Source organism: Pseudomonas anatoliensis (genome assembly GCF_017976235.1).
Classification (GTDB): Bacteria; Pseudomonadota; Gammaproteobacteria; order Pseudomonadales; family Pseudomonadaceae; genus Aquipseudomonas; species Aquipseudomonas anatoliensis.
In genome coordinates, this window is record NZ_JACVHC010000003.1 from 630,231 (window position 1) to 650,840 (window position 20,610).

The window sequence follows — 20,610 nt, forward strand, 5'->3', positions numbered from 1 at the left end:
GTTAACACTCTATGGCTGAAATATGACAATTGGATGAAAGGCCAGCATTCGGGTTTTACAAGATGATTCGAGTGACCCCAATCGCGAGCAGGCTCACTCCTACACTTGAAATGCATTCCAAATGTAGGAGTGAGCCTGCTCGCGATGGCGTCGTTACAGCTACGGATAATGTCGGACTCAGCGCCCCTTCTTCCAGAGCCACGCGCCAACCAGAATCCCCATCGCGCAGAGCACTGCCACATAGTAAGCAGGCCCCATCGGGCTTTCTTTAAGCAGCAGGCTGACGATCATCGGCGTCAGGCCTCCGAAGATTGCGTACGCCACGTTGTACGAGAACGACAACCCGCTGAAACGCACCACTGGCGGGAACGCCTTGACCATCACGTACGGTACCGCACCGATGGTGCCGACCAGCAAACCGGTCAGGGCATACAGCGGGAACAGCCAGTTCGGGTGATCGGCGAGGCTGTGATAGAAGGTCCACGAACTGATCAACAGGCCCAGGCAACCGAACACGAATACGCGGCCAGCGCCAAAGCGATCGGCCAGCGCACCGGAAATAATGCAGCCAAAGCTCAGGAACACAATCGCCAGGCTGTTGGATTGCAGCGCCGTGGTTGGCGAGAAGTGATAGACCGTTTGCAGCACGGTCGGGGTCATCAGGATCACCACAACAATGCCGGCAGACAGCAGCCAGGTCAGCAGCATCGAGATCGCAATCGCCCCGCGATGATCACGCAGCACCGCGCGCAGCGGCACTTCTTCGGCCAGCGCCTTGCGCAATTGCAGCTCTGCGAACACCGGGGTTTCGTGCAGCCAGCGGCGCAGGTAAACCGAGAACAGACCAAACACGCCGCCGAGCAGGAACGGAATCCGCCAGGCGTAATCGGATACTTCGGTCGGCGTATAGATGCTGTTGATCGCCGTGGCGACCAGCGAGCCGAGCAGGATACCGGCGGTCAGGCCGCTGGTGAGGGTGCCACAGGCGTAACCCATATGCTTTTGCGGTACATGTTCGGAAACGAAGACCCACGCCCCCGGCACTTCACCACCGATCGCCGCGCCTTGAATCACGCGCATCAATAGAAGAAGGATCGGCGCCCACATGCCGATCTGCGCATACGTCGGCAGCAAACCCATGATCAGGGTCGGCACGGCCATCATGAAGATGCTCAAGGTGAACATCTTCTTGCGCCCCAGCAGGTCGCCGAAGTGCGCCATGACGATGCCGCCCAGCGGCCGCGCGAGATAACCGGCGGCGAAGATGCCGAAGGTCTGCATCATGCGCAGCCACTCGGGCATGTCGGCCGGGAAGAACAGTTTGCCGACTACGGTGGCGAAGAATACGAAGATGATGAAATCGTAGAATTCCAGCGCGCCACCGAGGGCGGACAGCGACAGAGTCTTGTAGTCATTGCGGGTCAACGGTCGTGCGGGTTGCTCGGGCTGCGCGAGGCTCGAAGGCGCTGTGGTCATGGCAAGGGCTTCTCTTATAGTCGGATCTGCCGCCACAACAACGCTGGCGGTGGCTTGGGCAGGTTCGGCACCATAGCAAATTGTTCGAAAAAGCACATAGAGCCGCGTATTTGACAGTCGAAATCAGAACCGGACGGTCGTCGTGGAGTCTACCGACCGATATACTCGCAAACTTGCCCCGGTTTGTAGGGGGTTGCTGTGCGAAAACGTTGTTGGCCCGCCCTTTGATCGGCGCAGCCGGTTTCGCAGAGTTTCCCTTTAGTTGCTTACGGAAAACGTGACGAACGTAGTATGTTCGGTGCTGAATCGTTTTTCCCGAAGACGGCTACCACCAGCAGCACACACGAAGAGTCACGGGTCAGAGGCCCCCCGGCATGATAGAACTCGAACAAGAAGATCCGATCCCGCAAGGCGACCTGGCCCTGCAAATTACCGCGCTTCCGCGCGAAACCAACGGCTTTGGCGATATTTTCGGCGGCTGGCTGGTAGCGCAGATGGATTTGGCCGGCACCGCGATGGCCAGCCGTGTCGCCGGTGGCCGCGTGGCCACTGTCGCTATCGACCGTATGGCGTTTCTGGTGCCTGTGGCGGTCGGCGCGCAATTGTCGTTTTACACCCAGACCCTGGAAATCGGTCGCAGCTCGATCCAGATGATGGTCGAGGTGTGGAGCGACGATCCGCTGTCCAGCGAATGGCGCAAGGTGACCGAAGCGGTATTCGTCTTCGTCGCCATCGACGGCAGCGGCCGCACTCGTTCAGTGCCGCCACGCGCACGTTAAACCTCGCGGCCGTTTTGCGGTCGATAGTCGTCCCAAGTGTCTGATCGAGAGCTGTCCCATGACCACGCCCAACGTTGAAGCCGTGAAACTGGATGAACTGAACTGCTGGCGCATTCGCCACGGTCAGGCCGAAGTGCTGGTCGCTCAGCAAGGCGCGCACATTCTCAGTTACCAGATCGACGGACAGCCGCCGATCATCTGGCTCAACGACAAGGCCGAGTTCAAGACTGGCAAGAGCATCCGCGCCGGTGTGCCTGTGTGCTGGCCGTGGTTTGGCAAGTTCGAACGCAATCCGCAGAGCGTACAGGCGATGTACACCGGTGAGCAGCCGGCACCTGCGCACGGTCTGGTGCGGGCGATGGATTGGGAACTGGGCGGCATCGAAGCCGAGAGCAACGGGATCAAGGTCGAGTTCAAGTTGCCCTATCCCGAAGGTGGCCTGCCGGGCTGGCCCCATCAGGTGGATCTGACCCTGACCCTGCATCTGTCGGATCAGCTGCAATTCAGCCTGACCAGCCATAACCGTGGCAGTGACACCGTCAGCCTGAGTCAGGCGCTGCATACCTATTTTGCTGTCAGCGATGTGCGCAATGCGCATGTCGACGGCGTGAAGGGGCTGGATTACATCGAGACGCTGGATGACTGGAAAACCCACAGCCAGCAAGGCGATCTGCATTTTGCCGGTGAAACCGATCGCATCTACCTCGATACCCCGCCGCAACTGAGCATCGTCGACCCGACTTGGGAACGGCGCATCGTGCTGACCTCTACCGGCTCGCGGACTGCCGTGATCTGGAACCCGTGGATCGACCGTGCTGCGGCGCTCAGCGATATGGATAACGATGGCTGGCAGCGCATGCTGTGCATCGAGACGGCGAATGTGATGGATGACATCGTCACGCTCGCGCCGGGGGCGAGTCATACCATGGGCGTCAGCGTCGCCAGCAAACCGCTTTAAGATCAAAAGATCGCAGCCTTCGGCAGCTCCTATAGGGAAACGCATTCCAATGTAGGAGCTGCCGAAGGCTGCGATCTTTTGCTTTAGAGATCCGACTCCTGCACCACCCGCACCTTGTCCGCCTCCAGCGCATACGCTGCATCGGCCAGATCATTGCTGACCTTCTCGACCTTCAACGTGCCGGTCACCCACAGCGGCGTGTAGATGTCGTCCAGCTTCAGACCCTTCGGATATCGCACCAGCACCAGTTGATTCGGCGGCGGTGGCGGCACGTGGATGCATGCGCCCGGGTACGGCACGAGGAAAAACAGCGTGCTGCGGCCCTTGGCGTCGGATTCCAGCGGCACCGGATAACCACCGATGCGGATGTGTTTGTCATTCATCGACGCTACGGTTTTGCTCGAATACATCACCGCCGGCAGACCTTTGGCCTGCTTCATCCCGCCCTTCTCGGTGAAGGTGCCGATGGCTTCCGGGGAGTTGTGATCGATTTCAGGCATGGCCTCGAGGGCCTTTTGATCCGACTTGGACATCAGGTCGAGCCAGTCAGTTTCCGGCAGTTCGCCGGCGTGGGCCAAACCGCTGCCCAGTAAGAGGAGAGTCAACAGAAGACGGCGCATGAATGTGCTCGGTAAAAAAGGATGATAAATCGCCGAGCATTCTAGCCCTCCCCGCCGCGCTGGCGGAGAGGACTTCGTCGCTTTGGATCAGTTCTTTTTGATCAGGCCGTAGATCACCAGCAACACGACTGCGCCAACCAGTGCGCCGAGGAAGCCTGCGCCCTCGCCCGCCTGATAAATGCCCAGAGCCTGGCCGCCGTAAGTGGCCGCCAGCGAACCGCCGATACCGAGCAGGATGGTCATGATCCAGCCCATGCTGTCATCGCCCGGTTTCAGGAACCGAGCCAGCAGGCCGACGATCAAGCCGATAAAGATGGTTCCGATAATTCCCATGGCATTTCCCTCTGTGTGAATTGGCTATGCCAAAGCCTAGACAGACTTTGGCATCCTGCCATCAGAGAACGGCGGCCCCTGAATGGTTCCGCCGCTGCCACATGAAACTGTTTTACTCGGCGATCAGCGCCTGAACCTTGAGGATCTGCGCCTGGAGCGTGGCCTTGTCGGCGCAACGCAGGTTGGCGTGACCGACCTTGCGTCCGGCCTTGAAGGCTTTGCCGTAGTGATGCAAATGGCAATCTTCGATGGCGATGACTTTCTCGACCGGCGGGACAACGCCGATAAAGTTGAGCATCGCGCTCTCGCCGACCGTGGCCGTCGAACCCAGCGGCAGACCGGCAACGGCCCGCAGATGGTTTTCGAACTGGCTGCACTCGGCGCCTTCGGTGGTCCAGTGCCCGGAGTTGTGCACGCGCGGGGCGATTTCGTTGGCCTTGAGGCCGCCGTCGACTTCAAAGAACTCGAACGCCATCACACCGACATAATCCAGCTGCTTGAGCACACGGCTGGAATAGTCTTCGGCCAACGCCTGCAACGGGTGATCAGTGCTGGCAACCGACAGTTTGAGGATGCCGCTGTCGTGGGTGTTGTGCACCAACGGGTAGAACTTCGTTTCACCATCGCGAGCGCGCACGGCGATCAGCGAGACTTCACCGGTGAACGGCACGAAGCCTTCCAGCAAGCAGGCAACGCTGCCGAGTTCGGCGAAGGTGCCAACCACATCTTCAGGCGTGCGCAGGACTTTCTGACCCTTGCCGTCGTAACCCAGCGTGCGGGTTTTCAGCACAGCCGGCAGACCGATTGCAGCCACGGCAGCATCCAGATCGGCTTGTGACTGAATGTCGGCGAAGGCCGGGGTCGGAATCCCCAGATCCTTGAACATGCTCTTTTCGAACCAGCGGTCGCGAGCGATGCGCAGGGCTTCGGCGCTCGGATAGACCGGCACGAATTGCGAGAGAAACGCTACGGTTTCAGCCGGGACGCTTTCAAATTCGAAGGTCACCAGATCGACTTCATCGGCCAGTTGGCGCAGATGGTCCTGATCGCCGTAATCGGCCCGCAGGTGTTCGCCCAACGCAGCGGCGCAAGCGTCCGGCGCAGGATCGAGGAAAGCGAAGTTCATGCCCAGCGGGGTGCCCGCCAGGGCCAACATGCGACCCAACTGGCCGCCACCGATTACACCGATCTTCATCTCAACAACCTCAGGCAATACGTGGGTCTGGATTGTCCAGGACGCTGTCTGTCTGCTCGGCACGGAAGGTTTTCAGCACCGCGTGGAACTGTGGATGCTTGGCACCAAGGATACTTGCCGACAGAAGAGCCGCGTTGATCGCGCCAGCCTTGCCGATGGCCAGGGTGGCAACCGGAATACCGGCCGGCATTTGCACGATCGACAGCAGCGAATCGACGCCCGAGAGCATTGCCGATTGCACGGGAACACCCAGCACCGGCAGGTGGGTCTTGGCCGCACACATGCCTGGCAAGTGGGCTGCGCCACCGGCACCGGCGATAATCACCTCGATGCCGCGGCCTTCAGCCTCTTCGGCGTACTGGAACAGCAGATCCGGGGTACGGTGCGCAGAAACCACCTTGACCTCGTACGGGATGCCGAGCTTTTCCAGCATATCGGCGGTGTGGCTAAGGGTGGACCAATCGGACTTGGAGCCCATGATCACGCCAACCAGTGCACTCATCGTCGCGCCTCTTCTCTCTGGGCGCCCGCAGGCGCGTCAAAAACAACAAACCACGCAGGTTGCGTGGCTTGATTGTACGAAAAATGGCCGGTCGTACCGGCCAAAGGCCGCGCAGTATACCGCAATGAAAGTAATAAACAGCCCCCTGCGCGACCATCTGTCATCTGCCGCAAAAGCCCGGTTTTATTGACCTGAAGGTCAGCCAAAAAGATCAAAAGATCGCAGCCTTCGGCAGCTCCTACAGGGGAGCGCATTTCAACATGTAGGAGCTGCCGAAGGCTGCGATCTTTTCCCCCAGACACCCTCCATCAGGAAGCTTGGGCTGCGCCACCTTCGAGCTTGCGCCACAGCAACCTCACGTTGGCCTTGCGCACCAGTGCGCAGCGGTACAGACGAATTTCCAGTGGCACATGCCATTGCGGGCCGCCGCACACAACCAGCTCGCCACGGGCCAGTTCGGCACGCACACTCAGTTGTGGCACCCAGGCAATGCCGAGGCCTTCCAGCGCCATGCTTTTCAGGCTGTCGGCCATGGCGGTTTCATAAATGGTGGTGAATCGCAGCTGACGTTGACGCAGTAAACCGTTTACGGAACGGCCGAGGAAAGCTCCGGCGCTGTAGGCGAGCAGCGGCACGCTGGCTTCGCCCTCCAGATCGAACAACGGTTTACCTTCGACATCTGCCGCGCACACCGGCAACATTTCGGTCTGGCCCAAGTGCAGCGACGGGAAAATCTCCGGGTCCATCTGCATCGCTGCGTCCGGGTCATAGAACGCCAGCATCAGGTCACAACCACCCTCGCGCAACGCATGCACGGCGTCGCCAACGTTGGTCGCTACCAACCGAGTGGCAATGTTCAGCCCTTCATTACGCAGTTGCGCGATCCAGCGCGGGAAGAAACCCAGCGCCAGGGAGTGAGCGGCGGCCACCTGCATCACCTCGCCCTGCCCGCCTTCCAGATGATGCAGGTGGCGCAGCACTTCGCCGAGCTGCTCGACCACGGTGCGCGCGGTCACCAGAAACAATTGCCCCGCCGCCGTCAGCTCGATCGGCGTGCGCGATCGATTGACCAGGGTCAGCCCCAGCGCCGCTTCGAGGCTGCGAATCCGCCGACTGAATGCCGGCTGAGTCACGAAACGTCGTTCGGCGGCCTGCGAGAAGCTGCGGGTGGCGGCCAGAGCACTGAAGTCCTCGAGCCATTTGCTTTCCAGATTCATCACGTCCTCCCGGACACGCACCAAAACAGGTCACACGTCTGCCGCGCACGCGGCGTCACACGGGCATTATGCCGAATGTGCATAGGCCAGTGCTTAACAGCATTGGCCCAAATTTCCCCACAAGCCTAGCATTCGCAGCGTTCCGGCACAGACCGGGTCCATATCGAGATGATTTCTATCATGTCCTCCGCTGCATCTTTCCGCACAGAAAACGACCTGCTTGGCGCCCTCGAAGTACCGGCTCAAGCGTATTACGGCATCCAGACCCTGCGAGCGGTGAACAACTTCCGCCTCTCGGGCGTTCCGATTTCGCATTACCCGAAACTGGTTGTGGGTCTGGCGATGGTCAAACAGGCCGCCGCTGACGCCAACCGTGAGTTGGGTCACCTGAGCGAAGCCAAGCACGCTGCCATCAGCGAAGCCTGTGCCCGATTGATCCGCGGTGATTTCCACGAAGAGTTCGTGGTCGACATGATTCAAGGTGGCGCCGGTACCTCCACCAACATGAACGCCAACGAAGTGATCGCCAACATTGCTCTGGAAGCAATGGGTCACCAGAAAGGCGAGTACCAATACCTGCACCCGAACGACGACGTGAACATGGCGCAGTCGACCAACGACGCCTACCCAACGGCCATCCGCCTGGGTCTGCTGTTGGGTCACGACACCCTGCTCGCCAGCCTCGACAGCCTGATTCAGGCATTTGCGGCCAAAGGTAAAGAATTCGATCACGTCCTGAAGATGGGCCGTACCCAGCTGCAAGACGCCGTACCGATGACCCTCGGTCAGGAATTCCGTGCTTTCGCCACCACCATGGGCGAAGACCTGGCCCGTCTGAAGACGCTGGCCCCGGAACTGCTGACTGAAGTGAACCTGGGCGGCACCGCGATCGGCACTGGGATCAACGCCGACCCGCGTTATCAGGCGCTGGCGGTACAGCGTCTGGCGCTGATCAGCGGTCAACCGCTGGTGCCAGCGGCCGACCTGATCGAAGCCACTTCCGACATGGGCGCCTTCGTGCTGTTCTCCGGCATGCTCAAGCGCACCGCGGTCAAGCTGTCGAAGATCTGCAACGACCTGCGCCTGCTGTCCAGCGGCCCACGCACCGGCATCAACGAAATCAACCTGCCAGCGCGTCAGCCAGGCAGCTCGATCATGCCCGGCAAGGTCAACCCGGTAATCCCGGAAGCCGTTAACCAGGTTGCGTTCCAGGTCATCGGTAACGATCTGGCGCTGACCATGGCAGCCGAAGGCGGCCAATTGCAGCTGAACGTGATGGAGCCGCTGATCGCCTTCAAGATCTTCGACTCGATCCGCCTGCTGCAACGCGCCATGGACATGCTGCGCGAGCACTGCATCGTCGGCATCACCGCCAACGAAGCGCGCTGCCGTGAACTGGTCGAGCACTCGATCGGTCTGGTCACCGCACTGAACCCGTACATCGGCTACAAAAACGCCACCCGCATCGCCGGCATCGCTCTTGAAAGCGGCCGCGGCGTGCTGGAACTGGTGCGCGAAGAAGGTCTGCTCGACGAAGCCATGCTCGCCGACATCCTGCGCCCGGAAAACATGATTGCGCCGCGTCTGGTTCCGCTCAAAGCCTGAGCCGACGCGTTATTTGTAGCACCGCTCACCAGGTCGAGGGACTAGACACCTCTCACCTTTTGAGGGCTTGGGGATTTTTCTCCAGGCCCTTTTTTTTAACTTCTTTGCGGGCAGGACGTTAAATGTTTTGTGCTTTTGATACCGCCAAGATCGCAGCCTTCGGCAGCTCCTACATTAATTGATGTGCACCTGTAGGAGCTGCCGAAGGCTGCGATCTTTTGATTCTGCAGCACCTCGTTTCGTCGCTTGCACCACTACCGTGCAGACGGGCGCGCCACTGATCGGTATAGTGCCGCCCCTCTTCGCGTGAGCGGTCGTCGATAACGAGGCCATAACCCATGCGAAACCCGAACTAATAACAAACCCGCGAAATGGATCCGGGACGAAACCTTCGCCTCACCTGTTGTGCCGCGCGCAAACCGGTGTAACGCGATGTTTCAGAACATCCAGCATTTGCTTACACAAAAAACAGCGAGGAAAAATCCATGCTCGAAGTCATTAACGACTTCCTCTCAGGGAAAGTACTGATCGTGCTCATTGTCGGGCTCGGTAGCTACTTCACGATTCGCTCGCGTTTCGTTCAATTGCGCCACTTCTTCCACATGTTCGCGGTGTTCCGCGACAGCCTGAAAAGCAGCGCCGGGCAGCTCAGCTCGTTCCAGGCCCTGATGCTCAGCCTCGCCGGCCGCGTCGGTGCAGGCAACATTGCCGGTGTCGGCATCGCCGTGACCCTCGGTGGGCCAGGTGCGGTGTTCTGGATGTGGGTGACTGCACTGGTCGGCATGTCCAGCAGCTTCTTCGAATGCTCGCTCGGCCAACTCTACAAACGTACCGACTCCGACGGCACCTTCCGTGGCGGTCCGTCCTACTACATCCAGCACGGTTTGCAGAAGCGCTGGTTGGGTATGGTCATGGCGTTCCTGTTGCTGGTGACCTTCGGTTTCGCCTTCAACGGCCTGCAAGCCCACGCGGTGACACACTCGCTGAACGACGCTTTCGGCCTCGACACCACTTACACCGGCCTCGGTCTGGCGGTGCTGTTGGGTCTGGTGTTCGTCGGCGGGATCAAGCGTATCGCCAAGGTCGCTGACCTGTTGGTGCCGGTGAAAACCCTGGTGTACATCGGCGTGACCCTCTACGTGATCGTGCTGCAATTCGACCACGTCCCAGCCATGTTGATGACCATCGTCAAAAGCGCATTCGGTCTCGACCAGGCATTCGGCGGTCTGATCGGTAGCGCCATCGTCATGGGCGTGAAGCGTGGCGTGTTCGCCAACGAAGCCGGTTTGGGCAGTGCGCCGAACGTGGCGGCTGTGGCCTCGGTCGAGCACCCGGTCGCACAAGGTGTGGTTCAGGCGTTCAGCGTGTTCCTCGACACCTTCGTGATCTGCACCTGCACCGCGCTGCTGATCCTGCTGTCGGGCTTCTACACCCCGGGCTTCGAAGGCGATGGCATTGCCCTGACCCAGAACTCGCTGGCCGCTGTGGTGGGTGAATGGGGCCGGATGTTCATCTCGGTCGCCCTGGCGTTGTTCGTGTTCACCTCGATCCTCTACAACTACTACCTGGGCGAGAGCAACCTGCGCTTCCTGATCGGTGAAAACCGCAAGGCGCTGATCGGCTACCGCGCACTGGTATTGGTGTTGATCTTCTGGGGTGCGGTCGAAAACCTCAGCACCGTGTTCGCCTTCGCCGACATCACCATGACCATGCTCGCGTTCGTCAACCTGATCGCGCTGTTCCTGCTGTTCAAGATCGGCATGCGCATCCTGCGTGACTACGATGACCAGCGTGCGGCCGGCATCAAGACGCCGGTGTTCGATTCGAGCAAGTTCCCGGATCTGGATCTGGACCGCAAAGCCTGGCCGGCCAACCCGCCTGCTGCCGCTGGCAAGACCGAAGTCGAGCCGCAAGGCGTCCCTGCAGCGCAACGCTGACGGGAGATGACGGGCGCATCTCCTGCGCCCGTCAGTTATTGTGATGCAATACCTGTAGGAGTGAGCCTGCTCGCGATAGCCATCTAACAATCAGCATCTATGTTGATGAATGACCGCTATCGCGAGCAGGCTCACTCCCACAATGTCATCTCTTGTGGAGACCTTCAGATGATTGCCAATTCCTATCCAGCCGCGCAGAACGTCATGGTGCTCTACACCGGTGGCACCATCGGCATGCAGGCCAGCGCCAATGGCCTGGCCCCGGCGTCCGGCTTTGAAGCGCGGATGCGCGACTATCTGCACAGCCAGCCAGAACTGGTCGTGCCGCAGTGGCGCTTTCGTGAAATGTCGCCGCTGATCGACAGCGCCAACATGACCCCGGCCTATTGGCAGCAACTGCGTGAAGCAGTGGTCGATGCGGTTGATGTACAGAACTGCGACAGCGTGCTGATCCTGCATGGCACCGACACCCTGGCGTACAGCGCCGCGGCCATGAGTTTCCAGTTGCTCGGCCTGCATGCTCGGGTGTGTTTCACAGGCTCCATGTTGCCGGCCGGCGTCACCGATAGCGATGCCTGGGAAAACCTCAGCGGCGCGCTGGTCGCCCTCGGTCAGGGTCTGGCGCCGGGTGTGCATCTGTACTTCCACGGTGAACTGCTGGCGCCAACCCGTTGCGCGAAAGTGCGCAGCTTCGGTCGTCATCCATTCAAGCGCCTGGAGCGTCAGGGCGGCGGCGTGAAAGCTACTTCTGTGCCGCCAGCGTTGAATTACAACCAGCCCAAGCTACTGGCGAACGTTGCCGTGCTGCCGTTATTCCCCGGAATCGGCGCCGCGATCCTCGACGGTTTGCTCGACAGCGGCATTCAGGGTCTGGTGCTGGAGTGCTACGGCAGCGGCACCGGGCCGAGCGACAATCCAGAGTTCCTCGCCAGCCTCGGCCGTGCGCGGGACAACGGCGTGGTGGTGGTCGCGGTGACGCAATGCCATGAAGGCGGGGTTGAGCTGGACGTGTACGAGGCTGGCAGCCGCCTGCGCGGGGTTGGCGTGCTGTCCGGTGGCGGCATGACCCGTGAAGCGGCGTTCGGCAAGTTGCATGGCTTGCTGGGGGCGGGTCTTGAAACTGCTGAAGTGCGGCGGCTGATGGAGCTGGACTTGTGTGGTGAGCTGATCTGACACCACACAATTCCCCTGTAGGAGTGAGCCTGCTCGCGATAGCCATCCATCATTCAACACTTATGTTGGCTGACTGAACGCCATCGCGAGCAGGCTCACTCCTACAGTTTGATTTTCGCTCGGCACATAACTTGCTCTCTTTTCCAGCATCCCAAGGCTGGAAGATCTTATGCTCCACTCCCACCTCACAACCCTTAACGCGGTCTCTCTGGTGCTCAACACCTTCAGGGATCAAGGCTTATCCAGCGAGGCGCTGCTGGCCGGCAGCGGCATCAGTGCAGCGGATCTGGCCCGGGCCGACACGCGCATCACCACCAATCAGGAGATGCAGGTGTGCGCCAACGCGGTCGCGCTCAAGCACGATATCGGTCTGGAACTGGGCCGACGCATGCACGTTTCCTGCTACGGCATTCTCGGCTACGCACTGCTGACCTGTGCCACCTTCGGTGACGCTTTGCGCTTGGCGATTCGCTATCCGGCGCTGTTGGGAACACTTTTCGAGCTGAGTCTTGAGGACGACGGCGAACGCGTCTGGTTTGTCGCCGCGGATTACCGCGAGAGCCCGGCGATGGCAGTGTTCAACGCCGAATTTTGCCTGGTGTCGCTGAAAGTCATTTGTGATGACCTGCTCGGGCATCCACTGCCCTTGCTCGCCACCCGATTCGAGCACACCGCGCCGGACTACCGCGACAGCTATGCCGAACACTTCGCCAGCCCGCTGCATTTTGCCGCCAAGGACAACGCGTTCGCCTTCGACCGCCACTGGCTGGACCAGCCGCTGCCGCTGGCAGACGCCATCACCCATCAAGCCATGGCTGAACGCTGTCGCAAGCAGAACCTCGAATTCACCGGACGTCAGGCCTGGCTGGGCCGTATTCGACAGTTGCTCAGTGCCCAGTTGAACGCCGCACCGGGACTGGAAGGTCTGGCCCAGCAAATGAAATGCTCGCCGCGCACCCTGCGCAGGCATTTGAAGGACATGGGCAGCAGCTATCAGGAACTGCTCGATGAGCTGCGCTTCGAGCGGGCCAAACAGATGTTGTGTGAGGATCAATTGCCGATCTACCGCATCGCCGAAACCCTGGGTTTCAGCGAGACCGCGAGCTTTCGCCATGCGTTTGTGCGCTGGAGCGGCGTCGCGCCGAGCCAGTTCAGACCGCATTGATATTCCAATGTGGGAGCTGGCTTGCCAGCGATGACTTCGGCACAGGCAACATTAATGTTGCCTGACACGCCGCTATCGCTGGCAAGCCAGCTCCCACAGGGTTTGTGTTTCATGTCTGTTGCTTGGACGGGCCTTTTCCAGCAAGGGGCGAATAGCGGTCAGAGGTTCTGGCCATATCGATCCCCTTTTGGCCTCTCCTGCCGTTTTCCAATTCGTCTCGCGCCGCAACACTGAAAGCAACCGAATCAGCCCCCGCGGAGAACAACAAATGCTGACGATCTACTCGGACGATCACCACCTTCACCATGGCCGCTGCGAATTGATCGATGGCCAGCTCAAGCCTTGCTTCGAGATGCCGTCGCGTGCCGACCATGTGCTGCAACGCGTGCAGCATCAACATCTGGGCCCGGTTGAAGCACCGCAGGACTTCGGCCTCGAACCGATCGCCCGCATTCACAGCCGCGACTATCTCGAGTTCTTCAAAGGCGCCTGGGCTCGCTGGACAGAATTCAACACCGACGGCGACTTGCTGCCCTACACCTGGCCAGCCCGCACATTGCGCGCCATCAAACCGACCAGCCTGCACGGCCAACTCGGTTACTACAGCTTCGACGGCGGCGCACCGATCACCGCCGGCACCTGGCAAGCAGCGTACAGCGCGGCGCAAGTTGCACTGACCGCGCAAGCGGCGATCCAGCGCGGCGCACACAGTGCCTTCGCGTTGTGTCGTCCACCGGGACATCACGCTGCCGGCGATTTGATGGGCGGTTATTGCTACCTCAACAATGCCGCCATCGCCGCCCAGGCCTTCCTCGATCAGGGCCACAGGAAAGTCGCGATCCTCGACGTCGACTACCACCATGGCAACGGCACCCAATCGATTTTCTACGACCGCAGTGACGTGTTGTTCACCTCGATCCATGGCCATCCGGAAGCGGAGTTTCCGTTCTTCCTCGGCTACGAGGACGAGCTCGGTGAAGGCGCCGGCGAGGGCTTCAATTTCAACTATCCATTGCCCGCCGGTTCCGGCTGGGACGCCTGGAGTGCGGCGCTGGATCAGGCCTGCAACGAGATCGACCGTTATGGCGCCGACATCATCGTCGTGTCGCTGGGTGTCGATACGTTCAAAGATGATCCGATCTCCCAATTCAAGCTCGACAGCCCGGATTACCTGGCGATGGGCAAGCGTATCGCCGCGCTCGGCAAACCGACGCTGTTCGTGATGGAAGGTGGCTACGCGGTGGAAGAAATCGGCATCAACGCGGTGAACGTGCTGGAAGGTTTTGAAGGCGCTCACTGAAGCACGACCAACCCGATCGACCCGCCCACGCGGGTCTTTTTTGCTCGCCAGATGTATGTACCGCACGCCGCTGCAACGCGATCCCTACCTTGCTCTGACCAGCCACCGCTCCCGGTGCGCCCCAACAGTCAAAGCAGGTATTGCCCATGCCCGAAATATCCCCACCCAGTTCGGTTGATGTACTGACCCAACTGGTCACCGGCCCTTCACTGCGAGAAGTCGCAACAGCGGCATTGCGTCCGGCACTCAAGACGCTTTACCCGCATCTGGACATCGACCCGCAACTGGCCATGGTCGTGACGCCGACCTGGGTCATCAGCGGTAAGCATGTCATCGCTGGCGTTGATAAAATCGAGTCGCTTACCGATGTGCTGGTGCGGCTCGGCCTGTCCGGTACGACAGTGACGTACCTCGACGAAGAACACTTCCTGACTCTTCAACCATACGTCACGCTGGCCATCCACTTGCCGGTGAAGATCGGTGCCATCGCCAGCCTGATCAACGAGCTCGCGCCGCTGCTGTTTGTTGCGTTCAAAGAACAGCAGATCGAGTACTGGAATAAAAACAGATCTGCGGATCAACCTCGCTGGTATGAGCTGTCGGATGCCTTGCGCAACCTGTGGAATGTACCGGCCAGCCTGGACTGGACTGCCGATGAACAAGCCATGGCCCTCGCCGTCTTCAACCACCCGGACAAGAAAGATCGAGCCGCGGACAAGTACAAGACATGCGCATACCTGATTGACCTTGATCGCGAAAAAGGAGAAGCCCCCAAACACCTGACGTTGCTCACCACCAGCGTGCTGATCGGGACGCTCGCAGAGCGCACGCTGATCATTACGCATTCGGTGGGTCGAGGCTTCCGGCGTTTCAACTCGGTGGACGATATTGGCAAGGCCTTGCCACAAAGATATCGGGATGAGGCCGCCGGTGATGGTCTGAGCTGGCGGTTGGTCGAGCCCGAAGGCAACTTCTTCGACCACATGGCCTGCACACTGGTTGCGATTGAAGCCGACGCCGTGGGTAAGCTCGATTTCTTTAAAGACTCGCCCGTCAGCAGGTTCTATCCCCACCCTGGCACGGAAGGTAATCATCAGCAGCCGCCTGCGCGCCTCAAGCCGCACATCGATCAGTTGCGGCCCATGCTGCCCGAGTGGCTGGACACTGCCTCACCCGCTGATCAGACGTGCTACAGCCGACACTTGCTGGATCTGACGGTGGTGCAGCATGAAAACAATGGCAAGTCGTTTCAGAGCGAAGTCAAAGACCTGCACACGTTCACCCGTGAAGCGCTGACCAAGCAGATCCTCAAAGATCACCCGAAAGCGACCGACGTGAAGATCGACGACATCGAGTTGACCATCGTCAGCCTGGTGATCTGGGGCACCTTCGTGGTGCCGTTCACCACTCAGACCCTCACCATGTCGCTTCCTGAACTCGCCCTGCAAAACCTCGCGGGCCTGCCCCTGGGCAATAAATCCGTGCGCTACAAGGATGGCAGCGCACTCCCCGCCTGGATGAGCGCTGCTTACCTGGAAAAACTGGTAACAACAGTCGATATCGGCAGCACCTACCCCGCCTACCTGAAAAAACAACTGGTCGACGACGCGACCCAGGCGCCCGCCCTGCGAGATCTCTACACCAGTCAGTTGCCTGTCGAGTTGCCGCTACTGGCACTGCAACGCAAGATCCTTGGCGAAGCGGGAATCACTGAACAGGGTTACCGCTATGTCGTTGCGGCCTTGAGCAGCAATCCCTCGGAACGGCGGGTCGACGGGGAAGAGATCGTCATCCGGCCTCTGGCGTTCGTTGCTCACCGTAGCAGTGCCCACGCCGATACCGTGGTCAACATGTTCGTCATCGGTCCGCGTCAGTCGGAAAAGGGACCGTGCCTGCTCTATCGGCCACTGTTCGAAAAAGTACTGATTCAATACCCGGGGCCGACAAACCTGCTATACGCGATCAGGCATGGGCGGGCACTGCGCGAATCGGTCCTGGCCTGGCTCCCGGATAGCGTACGGCTCAATTACAGCCAATACGTATTTACTGGCGAGCTGCCCTCGGCGTGGATTATTCCGGAACTGATTGTGCACCCGAGCAACGCCATTGATATGACGGGGCCCGTCGCTCTGGGCAGCGAAATCATCGAAACCGATACCCTGGCAACCCTGCACAAAACCAACGTGCAGGCGCTCATTACCCAGGCTGACCGGCAATCGGTTTCCAATGCAGAAGGCCGCTGGGCGACGCTCAAGCGCGGCGGCTGGATGCTCTTCAATGCCGCACTACCGTTTCTGGGACGCAGCCTGGGAGCAGCGGCCTGGATCTGGCAGATCATGGACGACCTGCAGGAAGTCACCGACGTGGCCAATGAGTCGGACAAGATCGCCTGGTCGGCGATTGCCGATATTCTGCTGGCGCTGGGCATGGCACTCGCCCATCGTGCAGCGGTCGGCCACAAACCGATCGAAGCAATCAACACGCTGGCAGAGGAAAAACCGTTAGAAGCTATCAGCCTGATTGAAGAGGAAGTTTCGAAGCCATCGTTACCCACTCCCGAGCCCGTAAAGACAGTGCGCTTACCTGATCTCACCCTGGCCGAGATTCCCACCGCCCACGCTTCCTCGGTCAACCATTTCGCGGCTCTGAAACGCTCGCCCGCTGGACTTGCAGCATTGCTGGACCGTCTGAAAACCGCCAAACCGCAGGGTATCGGTGTGGCAGCTGTCGAAGGGCGGCATCAACACCTCTATGCCCATGAAGGCAAATGGTACGCGCCAGTCGGTCAACGCTGGTTCCAGGTGCAGATCACGGAACATGAACACGTACAAATCATCGACTCGCGTGTGCAACCGCCAGCCGCAGGTCCATTTTTGACCTGCACCGCCGGCGGTGAATGGGTGCCCGACCTGCGATTACGCCTGCGTGGTGGCGGCTTGAGCGCTCGCCGCGAAGTGGAGAAAAAAAGGCGACGCGAGCAAGCGGACCAACTGAACAAAGATATTTCCACATTCGAAGAAACCATGGAGACCCGGTTGAGCGATCTCCAGAAAGCTCACTCGAACCTGATGGCGGCCAACGACGTGAACCGCGCAGAACTGACCCGCCTCTATCTCATCGAACTCGATTCGCAGCACAAGGAATACGGCGCGAACATCGAGAAAATCAAGGCACTGCAAATCGTCGAGGCATCACCCAGCTATCGCAAGAGCATGATTCAAAACCTGCAGATGCAGCTGTTCTTCGGGCAGGAGTGGCTCGCCCTGCACAGCAGGGTCCAGGCAGCCGACGTGGCCACGGCAATGGCGATAGAGAGGTTTGGCAGCCCCACCAATACCGACCGGCCGGCGTTTATCCAGACCTGTGAAAATCTGACCGATCAATGTCAGGCCATTATCGAAAAAATCGAGTCTGCCCATACCCGGTTTGCCGAACTGGAACGGCTCGGCAAAGGCGCCGTGGCAATTCTTAACGAATATCGACAAAAACTGCCCGACTACGATCTGAACAACCTGAAGCTTTTGCAAATCTTTCTCGGCAAGGAAATCTGCGTCAAGCCGGGCTCGGCAGCGATCGATGCCAAAGCGCAGGAAGCACTGGAGCTGCTCATTGAAGATGCCGATCTGAATGCTCAGAGTTCGCTGAACCTGATCGACGACGAAAGCCTCGACGACCTGCGCGACCGCCTCAAAGCCCTGAACAACATCTCCAAGCAGTTTGGCGCAGTGGAGCAACGCTTTGACGATTTCGCCCTCGAGTTTGCCGAGCAACTTCAGACCGAGCGTCTCAAGAAGGTCCGAACGCGGGTGATCGAGTTCAAAAAGCGAACCGCTGAACGACTGGCCGACCTGCTGCGCAATAAACACCTGCTGGGACCACAGTCTGGCCCGTCCAGACCGGCATCGAATCGGCGGATCATCCATACTAAATTCAAAGGCACGCAGGTCGGTGAGCGCAAGGCGAGCACAGATGGCAAAGATACCCATCTGGTGGAAGTGCGCGGTGAGCTGACCGGGGTGATCGCGACCTTCCATGAGAAGTCGCCAGGTGAATGGGTCGAACATATCACCTCGACAGAGCCGGCGCCTGTGCCGGTGCCCAAGCCCAAAATGACCCTCAAGCAAAGCACTGCGGCAGGTCAGGCGCTGCTCGACGGGTTGGCAGAATTCAACCGACACACCGAGGCTTACATCGAACGAGCGCAACGGATTCCGGTCGAGGTTGAGGAAATCTACCATCGGCAAGCCACCCGCCTGCGCAACGCCAGTGAAGCGATCGATCAAGCATTGACCGCCGGCAATGAAACCACCAACCCGGCAAATCCGACGCTCAGCCACAGCTTGTCTGCATCGGCACAGGACCTATATGAAAAAGGTACCAGTGAACGTATCCGCCTCATCAAGCGACAACCGCCGACGGAGGCTGGCGTGCAGTGGCTGAACAGCAAGAATGAGGTGCGGATATCGCAAACCGTCACCCGGCGCAGGCTCAAGAGTCAGGCCAAAGACTTTCTCGACGAATATGCGGTCAGCGATGCGAAGACCAATAAAGTGCTGTGGTACGCGCATTTCCACTACGCCCACGTCGACGACGCGGTCAACCTGTTTACCGCAGGACACCTGAAAACGGTGGCGCAGCAGCGCCTGGGTGGTGCCTTCACCACCCTGGGCGCCAGCAATCAGGAGCTCACCGCGATTTATCGCAGCGAAATCGGCAGTACATTGGCTCAGAGTCTGTTCTTCACAACTGCCACGCCTGGCGTAAGCGTGCCAACGCCGCTCTGATCGCCGGTTCAGGCACGGCGGCAAACCCCAGGACCAGTCCGGCGCGCTGATCCTGGGGAGTCACGGAGTCCGGCAACCAGTAATGGCTCAAGCCGCTGATTTCCACCTCCACGCCGGCGGCTTGCTCGATCAGTTGCTGCTCACGCTCGATGCTCTCCACCCTCACTGTCAGGTGCAGCCCGGCAGACACCGCCGGCAGGTCACCGACGCCGGGGATTGCCATTGGCCAGCCATCGAGCAACGTATTGCGCCGGTTTAACGCGGCGCGACGCATCCGGCGGATGTGCCGCTGGAAATGCCCGGCCGCCATGAACTCGGCCATCACCGCTTGCGTGCTCACCTCGGAATGCCGGACGTCCACCGCCCGGCGTTGCGAGAACGCTGGCACCAGCGCCGGTGGCAACACCAGATAACCGAGGCGCAACGCCGGAAATGCAACCTTGCCGAAAGTGCCGACATACAGCACGCGGCCCTGTCGATCGAGTGCCGCCAAGGGAGCCAATGGCGCGCCGGTGTAACGGTACTCGCCATCGTAGTCATCCTCGACGATCCAGCCTTGAGTCCGTTCAGCCCAGGCGAGCAATTCAAGACGCCGCGCCAGGCTCATCACCACGCCTGTCGGGTATTGATGCGAGGGCGTCACGTAGGCCACGCGACAATCACTGGCGGCCGACAGTGCCGAGCAATCCATGCCCTCCTCGTCCACGCCAATCCCGCGCAGAAGGCCACCCGCCACAGCGAATGCGTGGCCGGCCGCACGGTACCCCGGATTTTCGATCGCAACGCCATCGCCAGGCTCCACCAGCAGCTGTGCACAAAGGCTAATGGCCTGCTGCGCGCCACTGGTGATCACAATTTGCTCAGCCGAGCACTGCATCCCTCGCGAACTGCGCAGATAGGCCGCAATCAGGCTGCGCAGACGCGCATCGCCGGCCGGGTCGCCGTAGCACATCTGCTGAAGATCCGGTTTTCGCCAGAAAGCCCCGTTGAGCTTGGCCCAGACGTCAAACGGAAACAGATCGAAGGCCGGCACGCCGACCCGAAATGCCCGTGGCGGACCCGTGGGAGGCGTGGGTAAATGGTTGTACTCCAACCGCTGAAAAGCACCGCTGTGGATAACTTTACTGGATGAAATTACAGTGGAATTTGCCAAATTTGTGGATAAGGCTGTGGGTAAGCCTGTTGAAAACCCTGTGGATACTTTTGTGGATAGTTTTTTTGCCTTGAGCTGGTCTCGGGGCAGTTGCGCCACGTAAGTACCATCGCCCACCCGCCCTTCAATAAAGCCTTCGGCATAGAGTTGATCGTAGGCGCGAACCACACTGTTGCGGGAAATCGCCAGCGCTGCGGCCAGATCACGGCTGGCCGGCAAGCGCGTACCGCTAGCGAGCCGCCCGTCCAACACCCGCAGGCGCAGCGCCTGATAAAGCTGACGGCTCAAGCCCTGACGGCGATCAAGCTCGATTCCCGCCGGGTTGAAGGGCATGGACAACGTGGACGATTCAGGCATGACAATGGACCTATGAAATTGGTCATCAATGGCTCTTACAACAGACCAATAGCCTG

15 protein-coding genes are annotated in these 20,610 nt (G+C 59.8%); 8 read left to right on the top strand and 7 right to left on the bottom strand.

The window, feature by feature from the left end:
- Positions 1-177 precede the first annotated feature (177 nt).
- Positions 178-1,476, bottom strand: a complete 1,299-nt coding sequence (locus ICA16_RS12430) for an MFS transporter (RefSeq protein ID WP_150603587.1) — start codon at positions 1,474-1,476, stop codon at positions 178-180.
- A gap of 374 nt (positions 1,477-1,850) precedes the next feature.
- Between ICA16_RS12430 and ICA16_RS12435 the strand changes: the two genes are divergently transcribed.
- Both ICA16_RS12435 and ICA16_RS12440 read left to right on the top strand, forming a co-directional pair.
- Complete coding sequence (locus ICA16_RS12435) at positions 1,851-2,255, top strand: acyl-CoA thioesterase (protein WP_003229628.1); 405 nt, start codon at positions 1,851-1,853, stop codon at positions 2,253-2,255.
- A gap of 58 nt (positions 2,256-2,313) precedes the next feature.
- Entirely contained in the window at positions 2,314-3,213 is a 900-nt protein-coding gene (locus ICA16_RS12440; RefSeq protein ID WP_210700703.1) for a D-hexose-6-phosphate mutarotase, read from the top strand.
- 83 nt (positions 3,214-3,296) lie between these two features.
- Here the strand turns inward: ICA16_RS12440 and ICA16_RS12445 are convergent, their stop codons facing one another.
- The 5 genes from ICA16_RS12445 to ICA16_RS12465 form a co-directional block, all read right to left on the bottom strand.
- Positions 3,297-3,833 carry a DUF3299 domain-containing protein gene (locus ICA16_RS12445; RefSeq protein ID WP_210700704.1) on the bottom strand — a complete coding sequence of 179 codons (537 nt, stop codon included), beginning with the start codon at positions 3,831-3,833 and terminating at the stop codon, positions 3,297-3,299.
- Between the two features lie 87 nt (positions 3,834-3,920).
- A complete protein-coding gene (locus ICA16_RS12450; RefSeq protein ID WP_016772475.1) occupies positions 3,921-4,166 on the bottom strand; it encodes a GlsB/YeaQ/YmgE family stress response membrane protein in 246 nt (81 codons plus the stop codon).
- A 112-nt stretch (positions 4,167-4,278) separates the two neighbouring features.
- Positions 4,279-5,361 (bottom strand): 5-(carboxyamino)imidazole ribonucleotide synthase, encoded by a 1,083-nt coding sequence (locus ICA16_RS12455; RefSeq protein ID WP_210700705.1) that lies wholly within the window; start codon positions 5,359-5,361, stop codon positions 4,279-4,281.
- Positions 5,362-5,371: 10 nt separating this feature from the next.
- Complete coding sequence (gene purE, locus ICA16_RS12460; RefSeq protein WP_007954291.1) at positions 5,372-5,863, bottom strand: 5-(carboxyamino)imidazole ribonucleotide mutase; 492 nt, start codon at positions 5,861-5,863, stop codon at positions 5,372-5,374.
- 308 nt (positions 5,864-6,171) lie between these two features.
- Positions 6,172-7,080, bottom strand: coding sequence for a LysR substrate-binding domain-containing protein (locus ICA16_RS12465; protein WP_210700706.1), 909 nt, complete (start codon positions 7,078-7,080; stop codon positions 6,172-6,174).
- Between the two features lie 180 nt (positions 7,081-7,260).
- On the opposite strand from ICA16_RS12465, the gene aspA reads away from it, so the two are divergent.
- From aspA to ICA16_RS12495, 6 genes are all read left to right on the top strand, one after another.
- On the top strand, positions 7,261-8,685 hold the full coding sequence (gene aspA / locus ICA16_RS12470) for an aspartate ammonia-lyase (RefSeq protein ID WP_042561826.1): 1,425 nt from the start codon (positions 7,261-7,263) through the stop codon (positions 8,683-8,685).
- A 485-nt stretch (positions 8,686-9,170) separates the two neighbouring features.
- Positions 9,171-10,622 (top strand): alanine/glycine:cation symporter family protein, encoded by a 1,452-nt coding sequence (locus ICA16_RS12475; RefSeq protein ID WP_210700707.1) that lies wholly within the window; start codon positions 9,171-9,173, stop codon positions 10,620-10,622.
- Between the two features lie 168 nt (positions 10,623-10,790).
- Positions 10,791-11,795, top strand: coding sequence for an asparaginase (locus ICA16_RS12480; protein WP_210700708.1), 1,005 nt, complete (start codon positions 10,791-10,793; stop codon positions 11,793-11,795).
- Between the two features lie 169 nt (positions 11,796-11,964).
- Positions 11,965-12,960 carry an AraC family transcriptional regulator gene (locus ICA16_RS12485; protein WP_210553320.1) on the top strand — a complete coding sequence of 332 codons (996 nt, stop codon included), beginning with the start codon at positions 11,965-11,967 and terminating at the stop codon, positions 12,958-12,960.
- A 268-nt stretch (positions 12,961-13,228) separates the two neighbouring features.
- Positions 13,229-14,260 (top strand): histone deacetylase family protein, encoded by a 1,032-nt coding sequence (locus ICA16_RS12490; RefSeq protein WP_210700709.1) that lies wholly within the window; start codon positions 13,229-13,231, stop codon positions 14,258-14,260.
- Between the two features lie 146 nt (positions 14,261-14,406).
- Positions 14,407-19,044: a dermonecrotic toxin domain-containing protein gene (locus tag ICA16_RS12495; RefSeq protein ID WP_210700710.1), complete on the top strand. Its 4,638-nt coding sequence runs from the start codon at positions 14,407-14,409 to the stop codon at positions 19,042-19,044.
- Here the strand turns inward: ICA16_RS12495 and pdxR are convergent.
- Positions 19,001-20,554, bottom strand: coding sequence for a MocR-like pyridoxine biosynthesis transcription factor PdxR (gene pdxR / locus ICA16_RS12500; protein ID WP_210700711.1), 1,554 nt, complete (start codon positions 20,552-20,554; stop codon positions 19,001-19,003). The genes ICA16_RS12495 and pdxR overlap by 44 nt on opposite strands.
- Between the last annotated feature and the right edge of the window lie 56 nt (positions 20,555-20,610).

Bases quoted from the DNA above. Each gene is read 5' to 3' on its own strand.
- ICA16_RS12430 (WP_150603587.1), bottom strand. From the start codon at position 1,476: ATGACCACAGCGCCTTCGAGCCTCGCGCAGCCCGAGCAACCCGCACGA.
- ICA16_RS12435 (WP_003229628.1), top strand. From the start codon at position 1,851: ATGATAGAACTCGAACAAGAAGATCCGATCCCGCAAGGCGACCTGGCC.
- ICA16_RS12440 (WP_210700703.1), top strand. From the start codon at position 2,314: ATGACCACGCCCAACGTTGAAGCCGTGAAACTGGATGAACTGAACTGC.
- ICA16_RS12445 (WP_210700704.1), bottom strand. From the start codon at position 3,833: ATGCGCCGTCTTCTGTTGACTCTCCTCTTACTGGGCAGCGGTTTGGCC.
- ICA16_RS12450 (WP_016772475.1), bottom strand. From the start codon at position 4,166: ATGGGAATTATCGGAACCATCTTTATCGGCTTGATCGTCGGCCTGCTG.
- ICA16_RS12455 (WP_210700705.1), bottom strand. From the start codon at position 5,361: ATGAAGATCGGTGTAATCGGTGGCGGCCAGTTGGGTCGCATGTTGGCC.
- purE (WP_007954291.1), bottom strand. From the start codon at position 5,863: ATGAGTGCACTGGTTGGCGTGATCATGGGCTCCAAGTCCGATTGGTCC.
- ICA16_RS12465 (WP_210700706.1), bottom strand. From the start codon at position 7,080: ATGAATCTGGAAAGCAAATGGCTCGAGGACTTCAGTGCTCTGGCCGCC.
- aspA (WP_042561826.1), top strand. From the start codon at position 7,261: ATGTCCTCCGCTGCATCTTTCCGCACAGAAAACGACCTGCTTGGCGCC.
- ICA16_RS12475 (WP_210700707.1), top strand. From the start codon at position 9,171: ATGCTCGAAGTCATTAACGACTTCCTCTCAGGGAAAGTACTGATCGTG.
- ICA16_RS12480 (WP_210700708.1), top strand. From the start codon at position 10,791: ATGATTGCCAATTCCTATCCAGCCGCGCAGAACGTCATGGTGCTCTAC.
- ICA16_RS12485 (WP_210553320.1), top strand. From the start codon at position 11,965: ATGCTCCACTCCCACCTCACAACCCTTAACGCGGTCTCTCTGGTGCTC.
- ICA16_RS12490 (WP_210700709.1), top strand. From the start codon at position 13,229: ATGCTGACGATCTACTCGGACGATCACCACCTTCACCATGGCCGCTGC.
- ICA16_RS12495 (WP_210700710.1), top strand. From the start codon at position 14,407: ATGCCCGAAATATCCCCACCCAGTTCGGTTGATGTACTGACCCAACTG.
- pdxR (WP_210700711.1), bottom strand. From the start codon at position 20,554: ATGCCTGAATCGTCCACGTTGTCCATGCCCTTCAACCCGGCGGGAATC.